Genomic DNA, 8,553 nt, shown 5'->3' on the forward strand with positions numbered 1-8,553 from the left:
GGCGCCCATGTGCCGGTCCCACGCGTCCAGTTCACGCCGCAGGGACGCGGCCTCCGGCGACAGCCCGGCCAACGGCTCGACCAGCCGCGCGATCAGCACCGACGCACCCGGCGAGAACGTATCCGTGTGCACGGCGGTGATGTCGGCGGGAGACCAGCGCGGCCGGGAGTCCAGGAGTTCGGCGATCCTGCGCGCCCGGTGCGCGGCAGCGAACTCCGACCCCAGTGGCGTGGCGACACCCCGGGCGTTGGCCATCACCGCCCGGCCGTCGGACACCTCACCACGCGGCATCGCCTCCCACTCCCCCGACCAGGCCGCGGCCGGGTCCCAGGCATCGACGAGCCCCCGGCGGTTGGCGTCGGGGCGGACCGGGACCGCTCCGGCGACCCGGTGCAGCAGGCCGCCCGCAGTGTCCGCGGCCATCACCACGTTGACCGGCTCCACCCACTCGTCCAACGCCGCGTCGACGTCCGCGACGGTCCTGGCCCGCAGGAGTGCGGGCAGGGCGTCGAAGCCGAGCGAGCCGAGCACTCTCGCGGGCAGGCGCAGGGCGAGTGCGGTCCCGCGGTCGCTCGCGTCCGCCTCGGCCGCGTCCGTCTCCGCCTCGCTGGCGTCCGTCTCGACCTCGGCCTCCTCGGCCGTGTCCGGAATCGGCCCCTGGACCACGACGGGTCCCCGGGCGGTTTCCACGATCTCGGCCTCGACCGGATCGCCCCCGGCGACCAGGAAGGTTTCGGTGCGGGCATCGGCAGGCTCCCAGCCGTCCGGTCCCCACGCCTCCACCGCAGGCGTCCCGTCCGGTCGCCGGGTCCGGCGTAGCCGCTCCCGGTAGAGGTCCTGGTAGTCCGCCATGGCGTTGGTGATGGCCCAGGCGACGTGCCCCGTATGACCGAAGTGCGCGATGCCGGGCACCCCCGGCACCGCGAGACCGACCACGTCGAACTCGGGGCACGCCAGCCGGATCTGCTGGTACACCCCGGGAGCCTCGATGAAGCGGTGGGGGTCGCCGGCGAGCAGGGGCGCGCCCGTGGTGGTGCGTTGCGGGGTGAGGAGCCAGCCGTTGCTGCCCGCGGTGCCCGGGCCGTCGGTCGCGAAGGACGCCACCGCGTCGGGGCCGAGCGCCGAACCGACACGATCGCGCCAGAGTTTCGCGGGAAAGCCGGCGAAGAGGAGGTGGTGGGAGAGCCACACCGCCAGCGGTACCCAGGGCTCCCAGGCGCCCGGACGCAGACCGGCGTGGTCGAACTCGGGCGCGCGGCGGGCCGCCTCGGGCAACGCGGAATCCACTCCCTCGGCATACGCGCGGACCCAGGCCGCGGTGCCGTCGTCCAGCGCCTCGTAGCACCGCCGGGCGGTGTCGGCCAGTCGGGCGCGACGGGCGAGGACGTCCCACGACAGGTGCTCGGGGCCGAGGAAGGAGGCCGAGCTGCCCAGTGCCCTGTGCCGCTCGACCTCGATCTGCCAGCCGCGGTCGCGTGCGGTCACCACACCCTGGGCCCGGGCGAGCTCGAGGGCGTCGGGGGCCCACACGTGAGGGATGCCGTACGGGTCACGGTGGATGCGGTGGCGGGCTCTGGGCAAGCCGGGCTCCTCGGATTGCGGCTGCTGACGGGAAGTCAAGTGGCGCTGTCGGCCGTCGGCTTGAGGCAGGTCGGGGGTTCGAGCCGATGCCGGACGCACCGTTGACATGGGATTAGGTGAGCCTAACCTTAACCCTGCGGCCAGGGTGACGCGACACCGCCGGGGTGACGAGCCGAGGCGATGTCGACAAGTGAAGCCGAGCATGCTTAGGTAAGCCTTGCCTAAAAAGCGTCTCCGCTGTCCCCCACCAGAAGGCTGACATGACCATCGACGGCAAGACTGTCCCGGCGCAGCGCTCCGTCGCCTCGCCGAGCGCCGAGGCCCGGCGGCACCTCTTCGGTGAGCCGACCGCGGGCGCCTACCGTGAGGCGCTGCTCCTGGGCGCGGACGCGGTGGCATCCCGCGTGACCGGCGTCAAGGGACCGTTCACCGGCATCAGCCCGGACGCGCTCGCGCCCGAGGTCGAGCAGGTCGATCTGGACCGGCCGCTCGGCGACTCGGCCGCGGCGCTCGCCGAGTTGGAGCGGCTCTACCTCCGTGACGCCGTCTACTTCCACCACCCGCGCTATCTCGCCCATCTCAACTGCCCCGTCGTGATCCCGGCCCTGCTCGGCGAAGCGGTGCTCAGCGCGGTCAACTCCTCCATGGACACCTGGGACCAGAGCGCCGGCGCCACCCTGATCGAGCGCCGCCTGATCGACTGGACCGCGGGGCGGATCGGCTTCGGCCTGGACGCGGACGGGATCTTCACCAGCGGCGGCACGCAGTCCAACCTGCACGCGCTGGTGCTGGCCCGCGAGGAGGCGTTCGCCCGCGCCGGGGCACGCACGTCCGAGGCCCGTCAGGCCCTGCTGCCGCGGCTGCGGGTGCTCGCCTCCGACGCCGCCCACTTCAGCGTCAGCAAGTCCGCCAAGATGCTCGGCCTGCCGATGGAGGCGGTGGTGGGCGTGGCCACCACCGCCGACCGGCGGATGGACGTCGCGTCGCTGCGCCGGGAGTGCGACCGTCTGCGCGCCGAGGGGCTGACGGTGATGGCCGTGGTGGCCACCGCGGGCACCACCGACTTCGGCAGCATCGATCCGCTCGCGGAGGTCGCGGACGTCTGCGAGGCGGAGGCCACGTGGCTCCACGTGGACGCCGCCTACGGCTGCGGCCTGCTGGTCTCCCCGACCCGGCGGCACCTGCTCGAGGGCGTCGAGCGCGCCGACTCGGTGACCGTGGACTTCCACAAGTCCTTCTTCCAGCCGGTGAGTTCCAGCGCGGTGGTGGTCCGGGACAGCCGGATGATGTCGCACGCGACCTACTACGCCGACTACCTGAACCCCGCCCGAATGGCCGAGCGCCGGATCCCCAACCAGGTGGACAAGTCGCTGCAGACCACGCGCCGCTTCGACGCGCTGAAGCTGTGGATGACACTGCGCGTGATGGGCGCCGACGGTGTGGGCGTCCTCTTCGACGAGGTGGTGGACCTGGCCGGCGCCGTGCACGACATGCTCGCCGACGACCCCCGGTTCGAGGTGGTCGGCCGCTCCCAGCTCTCCACCGTCGTCTTCCGCTACCTCCCCGCCGCGCAGGACGCGCATCTCGCCGACGACGCCAACCTGCACGCCCGGGAGGCGCTCGCCGCCTCGGGCGAGGGCATGGTCGCGGGCACCAAGGTGGACGGGCGGCACTTCCTGAAGTGCACGTTCCTCAACCCCAGCACCACCCCGGGCGACGTCGCCCATGTCCTCGACCTGCTGGCGGCGCACGCTGCCGACTTCGTCGAGGCCGCTCCCCGACTCAAGGCCGCGGACGGCGTCGCCTGACCGCGCCCCTTCCGCCCGGCCCGGCCCCGGCCCGGACGGAAGGGACCCGCGCGCCGAAACCGCCCCCACCACAGTGCTTCTGGAGACACGCATGACCCAGCCCGCAACCGAGCCCGTCCACGACTTCGTCGCGGTCGGCCTGGGCCCGTACAACCTGGGCCTGGCCTGCCTCACCGCGCCGTTGGACGACCTCGACGGCGTCTTCCTGGAGAGCCGGGAGCAGTTCGACTGGCACCCCGGGATGCTGCTCGACTTCGCGACGCTGCAGACGCCCTTCATGGCCGACCTGGTCAGTCTCGCCGACCCGACGTCGCCCTTCTCCTTCCTCCAGTACCTCAAGGAGAAGGGACGGCTCTACCCGTTCTACATACGCGAGAACTTCTACCCGGTGCGCGCCGAGTACAACGACTACTGCCGCTGGGCGGCCGCGCAGCTCCCGTCCGTGCGGTTCGGCCACCAGGTGGAGACGGTCGAGTTCGACGAGGCGGAAGGGGTGTACGTCGTCACCTCCTCGCGGCGGGGAGCCGGGGACCAGGTCCGGCACCGTGGCCGGCACCTGGTGCTCGGCACGGGAACGCCTCCGCACCTGCCGCCCGCCTGCCGCGACCTGCCGGGTGACGCCGTCCACAACTCCCTCTACCTCCAGCACAAGAGCGTGCTGCAGGCCAAGGAGTCGGTGACCGTGGTCGGCTCCGGCCAGAGTGCGGCCGAGATCTACTACGACCTGCTCGGTGACATCGACACCTACGGCTACCGGCTCAACTGGGTGACCCGCTCCCCGCGTTTCTTCCCGCTGGAGTACACCAAGCTCACCCTCGAGATGACCTCGCCCGAGTACGTGGACTACTTCCACGCGCTCCCCGAGGCGACCCGCTACCGGCTGGAGTCGGAGCAGAAGGGGCTCAGCAAGGGCATCGACGCCGAGCTGATCAACAACATCTTCGACCTGCTCTACCAGAAGAGCGTGCACGGCCCGGTGCCCACCCGGCTGTTCACCAACACCGCGCTGCGCACCGCCCGTCACGACGGGGCCACGGACCGGTACGAGCTCGGGCTGCACCACGACGAGCAGGACCGGGACTTCACCCTCCTCACCCACGGGCTGGTGCTGGCCACCGGCTACGCCTACCGGCCGCCCGCCTTCCTGGAACCGGTCCGCGACCGGCTGCTGTGGGACGGCCGCGGACGTCTGGAGGTGGCCCGCAACTACAGCGTCGACGTCACCGGCCGGGGCGTCTTCCTTCAGAACGGCGCCACCCACGCGCACAGCGTGACCTCGCCCGACCTCGGCATGGGCCCCTACCGCAACAGCTGGATCATCCGCGAGATCACGGGCCGCGAGGTCTACCCGATCGAGAAGTCCATCGCGTTCCAGGAGTTCGGCGCGCCCGAGGGCGTGGTGTCGTGACCCGCCCCGCGACCCCCGCTCTCTACTCCCGGCCCACGCCCCTGGGCACGATGTCGCTGCATCCGCTGGACCCGGCCCGGGAGGCCGCCCTGCTGCACGCCTGGGTCACCGACCCGAAGGCCGCGTACTGGATGATGGGGGGTCTCAGCACCGCCGAGGTCGTCGAGGCCTACGACGCGATCGTCCGTCACCCCCACCACGACGCCTTCCTCGGCGCCCTGGACGGCGAGCCGTGCTTCCTGGTGGAGCGTTACGACCCGGCGCGGGTGGAGCTGGCCGGGCTGTACGAGGCGCGCCCGGGGGACGTCGGCATGCACTTCCTGTGCGCGCCCGCCGGCTCGCCCCGCCACGGATTCACCCGTGCCGTCATCACCACCGTGATGGCCTTCCTCTTCGACGACCCCTCGGCGCACCGCGTCGTCGTCGAGCCGGACGTCCGCAACACCGCCGTCCACGCCCTCAACGCCTTCGTCGGTTTCGTCCCCGAAGGCCCGCTCGTCAAGCCCGAGAAGACCGCCCTGCTCAGCTTCTGCACCAGGGAACAGTTCACGGCCGCCACCGAAGGAGCCGACGCATGACCGCCGCCCCGCCCCACCGGGCCGCCACCATCGCCCTGGACCAGGTGGCCCACCTGCGCCCCGAGCTGTGGGCGGCCGCCAACCGGGCGCTGGTCCGCAAGGCGCTCGCGGAGTTCGCCCACGAGCGGCTGCTGACGCCGGAGCCCGCCGGCGACGGACGGTACACCGTGCGGTCCGACGACGGCGCCACGGAGTACCGTTTCGCCGCCCGGACGATGTCCCTGGACCACTGGCAGATCGACGCCGGCTCCGTCACCCGGTGGCGCTCCGGTTCCCAGGCACCGCTGGACGCCCTGGAACTGGTCCTCGAGCTGCGCGCCACGCTGGGTCTGAGCGACGAGGTGCTGCCCGTCTACCTCGAGGAGCTCAGCTCCACTCTCTCGTCGACCGCCTACAAGCTCTCCCGGCCCGCGCCAGCCGCGGACGAACTGGTGACGGCCGACTTCCAGACCGTCGAGGCGAGCATGACCGAGGGGCACCCCGGCTTCGTCGCCAACAACGGCCGGATCGGCTTCGACATCGCGGAGTTCCACTCCTACGCCCCCGAGGCCGCGGCGCCGGTCCGCCTGATGTGGCTCGCCGCGCACCGCGACCGCGCCACCTTCACCTCCTGCGCGGACATCGACTACGACACCCTGATCGCGCAGGAGCTGGGCGCCGAGGAGCGGGCGCGGCTCGAGGGGGTGCTCACCGGCCTCGGGCTCGACCCGGCGGACTACCTGCTCTTCCCGGCGCACCCCTGGCAGTGGACCAACAAGCTGGCGGTCACCTTCGCCGGGGAGATCGCCACCCGCCACCTGGTGCCGCTCGGCGAGAGCGAGGACCTCTACCAGGCGCAGCAGTCCATCCGTACGTTCTTCAACACCAGCCGCCCCGACCGGCACTACGTCAAGACGGCCATGTCCGTCCTCAACATGGGTTTCATGCGGGGTCTCTCGGCCGCCTACATGGAGGCGACGCCGGCCATCAACGACTGGCTGGCCGAACTGATAGCCACCGACCCGGTGTTGAGCGGCACGGGGCTGACCATCATCCGCGAGCACGCCGCCATCGGGTACCGCAACCCGCGGTACGAGGCGGCCACCGACCGTTACTCGCCGTACCGCAAGATGCTGGCGGCGCTGTGGCGGGAGAGCCCGGTGCCCTCGCTGGCGCCGGGCGAGCGGGTGTGCACCATGGCCGCGCTGCTGCACGCCGACCGCGACGGCGGGTCCTTCGCCGCGGCCCTGATCGCCCGCAGCGGCCTGCCCGCGCGGGAGTGGCTGCGGCGCTACCTCGACGCCTACCTCGTGCCGCTGCTGCACAGTTTCTACGCCCACGACCTCGCGTTCATGCCGCACGGGGAGAACGTCATCCTGGTGCTCGACGGCGAGGGCGCGGTGGTGCGCGCGGTGTTCAAGGACATCGCCGAGGAGATCGTGGTCATGAACCCGGAGGCGGACCTGCCGCCGGCCGTGCGACGCGTGCGCGCCGACGTCCCGGAGGACATGCAGCTGCTGTCCATCTTCACCGACGTCTTCGACGGCTTCCTGCGGTACCTGGCCGCGCTGCTCGACGAGGCGGGCACCCTGTCCGAGGACCGTTTCTGGGAGACGGTGGCCGGCTGCGTCGCCGACTACCAGGCCGCGGTCCCCCACCTCGCCGAGCGGTTCCGGCGCCACGATGCGTTCGCGAAGACCTTCGCGCTGTCCTGCCTCAACCGCCTGCAGTTGCGGAACAACCGCCAGATGGTGGACCTCGCCGATCCCTCCGCGGCGCTCCAGCTGGTCGGCGAACTGACCAATCCCATAGCCCGGTTCGCCCCGGTCCGGTGACGGGAAAGACTGCCACGGGGGGCGCCCGCGCGTCCGGCGCCCCCTCGGGACGGGCGGGTGGTCCGGTGCTGCGCGCCGACCGGCGGGCGGTGGTGCTCGGCGTGGTCTGCCTGGTGCAGCTCGTCGTCGTCCTGGACAACTCGGTGCTGACCGTGGCGGTTCCCACGCTCTCGCGGGAGCTGGACGCGGGGATGGCGGCGATCCAGTGGGTGGTGAACGCCTATCCGCTGGCCCAGGCGGGGCTGCTGCTGGCCGCCGGCGCCGCCGCCGACCGCTACGGACGGCGGCGGCTGCTGCTGATCGGGCTGGCCCTGTTCGGCGTGTGCTCCCTGGCGGCCGGTCTGAGCCAGGACGTCGGCCAGCTCGTCGCCGCCCGGGCCGGCATGGGCGTGGGCGGCGCGCTGATCACGTGCACCACCCTCGCGGTGGTCGCCCAGGTCTTCCCCGAGGGTGAGCGCGTCCGGGCCATCGGCATCTGGGCGGCGGTCAACGGTCTCGGCTTCGCGGCCGGGCCGCCGCTCGGCGGGCTGATCCTCTCCCACTTCCCGTGGGGAGCGATCTTCCTGATCAACGTGCCGGTGGCCCTGCTGGGGCTGGCCGCCGCCCGGTGGCTGATTCCCGAGTCGCGGCGTGCCGGGGCGGGTCGGCCCGACGTGCCGGGAGCGGTGCTGTCCGCCGTCGGTGTGGTGGCGCTGGTGCACGCGGTGACCTCCTGGCCGGAGCACGGCGCCGGTTCCCTCCCGGTGCTCGCCGCGACCGCGACCGCGGTGGTGGCGCTGACCGGGCTCGTGGTGTGGGAGCGGCGCTGCGCCGACCCCGTGCTGGCGCCCCAGCTCTTCCGCAACCCCCGGTTCACGGGCGCGGTCACCGGGGTGCTGCTGATCAGTTTCGGCAGCGCGGGAGCGCTGTTCCTGCTGGCGCAGCAGCTCCAGTACGTCCGGGGCTTCTCCGCCCTGGAGGCGGGGCTGTACATGGCGCCCTTCCCGCTGAGTGTCGTGGCGCTCAACGTCCGTTCGCTGGCGCCGAGGATGATCGCCCGGCTGGGCGAGGTCCGTGCCGTGGCTCTCGGCATGGGCCTGCTGGCCGGCGGGTTCGCGGTGGCCGGGGTGCTGGACCGGGGCGGCTACCCGGTGCTGCTGACCGGTCTGCTGCTGATGGGCGTCGGCTGCGCCCTCGCCAATCCGGCCATCGTCGCCGCGGTGATGGGCTCGATCCCGGCGGACCGGGCGGGGTCGGGCGCGGCTGTCGACGGCACCATGGGTGAGGTCGGGGGCAGCCTGGGGGTGGCGGTGCTCGGCGCGGTCGTCAGCAGCCACCTCGCCGCGCAGGAGTCGTGGACCGCCGGTTCGGCGTCGCTGACCGCG

General features: G+C 72.4%; 6 protein-coding genes. 5 read left to right on the plus strand and 1 reads right to left on the minus strand.

Annotated elements, in window-relative coordinates; all coding sequences use genetic code 11:
• Positions 1-1,689, minus strand: a 1,689-nt coding sequence (locus tag HW445_RS11035) for a penicillin acylase family protein (protein WP_180220847.1), incomplete at its 3' end; no start/stop codon positions are given.
• 152 nt (positions 1,690-1,841) lie between these two features.
• Here HW445_RS11035 and HW445_RS11040 point away from each other — a divergent pair.
• The 5 genes from HW445_RS11040 to HW445_RS11060 all read left to right on the plus strand — a co-directional run.
• The gene (locus HW445_RS11040; RefSeq protein ID WP_180220848.1) at positions 1,842-3,389 is read left to right on the plus strand and encodes an aspartate aminotransferase family protein; all 1,548 of its coding nucleotides are present in this window, start codon (positions 1,842-1,844) and stop codon (positions 3,387-3,389) included.
• 91 nt (positions 3,390-3,480) lie between these two features.
• Entirely contained in the window at positions 3,481-4,797 is a 1,317-nt protein-coding gene (locus tag HW445_RS11045; RefSeq protein WP_180220849.1) for a lysine N(6)-hydroxylase/L-ornithine N(5)-oxygenase family protein, read from the plus strand.
• Positions 4,798-4,847: 50 nt separating this feature from the next.
• Complete coding sequence (locus HW445_RS11050) at positions 4,848-5,375, plus strand: GNAT family N-acetyltransferase (protein WP_180220852.1); 528 nt, start codon at positions 4,848-4,850, stop codon at positions 5,373-5,375.
• Positions 5,372-7,189 (plus strand): IucA/IucC family siderophore biosynthesis protein, encoded by a 1,818-nt coding sequence (locus HW445_RS11055; protein WP_180220850.1) that lies wholly within the window; start codon positions 5,372-5,374, stop codon positions 7,187-7,189. The genes HW445_RS11050 and HW445_RS11055 overlap by 4 nt, the downstream gene beginning before the upstream one ends.
• A gap of 65 nt (positions 7,190-7,254) precedes the next feature.
• Positions 7,255-8,553: MFS transporter (locus tag HW445_RS11060; protein WP_218956837.1), on the plus strand; the 1,299-nt coding region annotated here is incomplete at its 3' end.

It is taken from the genome of Streptomyces sp. UH6, from assembly GCF_013421635.1.
GTDB lineage: Bacteria > Actinomycetota > Actinomycetes > Streptomycetales > Streptomycetaceae > Streptomyces > Streptomyces abyssomicinicus.

Coding starts and splice junctions, on each gene's coding strand:
- HW445_RS11045 (WP_180220849.1), top strand. CDS start 3,481: ATGACCCAGCCCGCAACCGAGCCCGTCCACGACTTCGTCGCGGTCGGC.
- HW445_RS11040 (WP_180220848.1), top strand. CDS start 1,842: ATGACCATCGACGGCAAGACTGTCCCGGCGCAGCGCTCCGTCGCCTCG.
- HW445_RS11055 (WP_180220850.1), top strand. CDS start 5,372: ATGACCGCCGCCCCGCCCCACCGGGCCGCCACCATCGCCCTGGACCAG.
- HW445_RS11050 (WP_180220852.1), top strand. CDS start 4,848: ATGTCGCTGCATCCGCTGGACCCGGCCCGGGAGGCCGCCCTGCTGCAC.